Source organism: Niveispirillum sp. KHB5.9, from assembly GCF_048066115.1.
Taxonomy (GTDB): domain Bacteria; phylum Pseudomonadota; class Alphaproteobacteria; order Azospirillales; family Azospirillaceae; genus Niveispirillum.
This window is the reverse complement of record NZ_JBLTYX010000071.1, coordinates 1-853: the sequence shown is the minus strand read 5'-3', so window position 1 is coordinate 853 and position 853 is coordinate 1. Positions and strand designations below refer to the sequence as shown.

Sequence of the window (853 nt, the reverse complement as noted above, 5' to 3'; positions counted from 1 at the left end):
CTAGGGTCAAAACCGTCACAGGGCATTGAAATTGCGTTGAGAATGTGATTCCAAGGCGTTGGCGCTGCCTTGGAGGAATGGATGCGGGACATTTTCTGGCTTTCGGATGAAGCGTGGGCAGCGATTGAGCCGCACCTTCCCGAGCACAAGTATGGTGCGCCACGTGTTGATGACCGGCGTATCATCAGCGGGATCATCCACGTTCTGAAGAGCGGTTGCCGCTGGAAGGACTGTCCACCAGAATATGGCCCGCCGACGACGGTCTACAATCGTTTCAACCGGTGGTCTGGCCGCCGGTACTGGCACCGGATATTGCAAGCGTTGGCCGCCGGACAATGGATTACGACCAGCGTGGCCATGGATGGCAGCTACGTGAAGGCGCATCGTTGCGCCCACGGCGGAAAAGGGGGGCCAAGGCGCAAGCCATTGGCATTTCCAGAGGGGGCCAGACCACAAAGGTCCACGCCCTGACGGATACGCTCGGCCGCCCCGTGGCCCTGCATGTGACGGCCGGGAACGTTTCGGACATCACCATGGCGGAGACCCTGCTGGCCGAGGTTGATGATTGCCGCTACGTCCTGGCCGACAAGGGCTACGACAGCGACAAACTGCGGGCCAAAATCAGGGAAAAGGGCGCAAAGCCGGTCATTCCCGGCAGAAAGTCACGAAAGAAGCCGATCCGCTTCGACAAGGTCCGGTACAAATTCCGATGGATGGTGGAGGCCGTCTTCTGCCGTCTCAAGGACTTTCGACGCGTCGCCACCAGATACGACAAGCTCGCCAGAAATTTCCTATCCACACTCGCCATCGCAACCATCGTCGCATACTGGACCTGATTGAGTCTGGACCCTAG

At 59.1% G+C, this 853-nt stretch carries 1 protein-coding gene; it reads left to right on the top strand.

Annotated elements, in window-relative coordinates:
- Positions 1–81: 81 nt before the first annotated feature.
- Positions 82–836, top strand: a protein-coding gene (locus ACM9HJ_RS30980; protein WP_416575667.1) for an IS5 family transposase whose coding sequence is annotated in 2 segments (ribosomal slippage) — positions 82–412 and positions 412–836 — 756 coding nt in all. Because the reading frame shifts where the segments join, the coding sequence is not laid out codon by codon here.
- Positions 837–853: the final 17 nt, after the last annotated feature.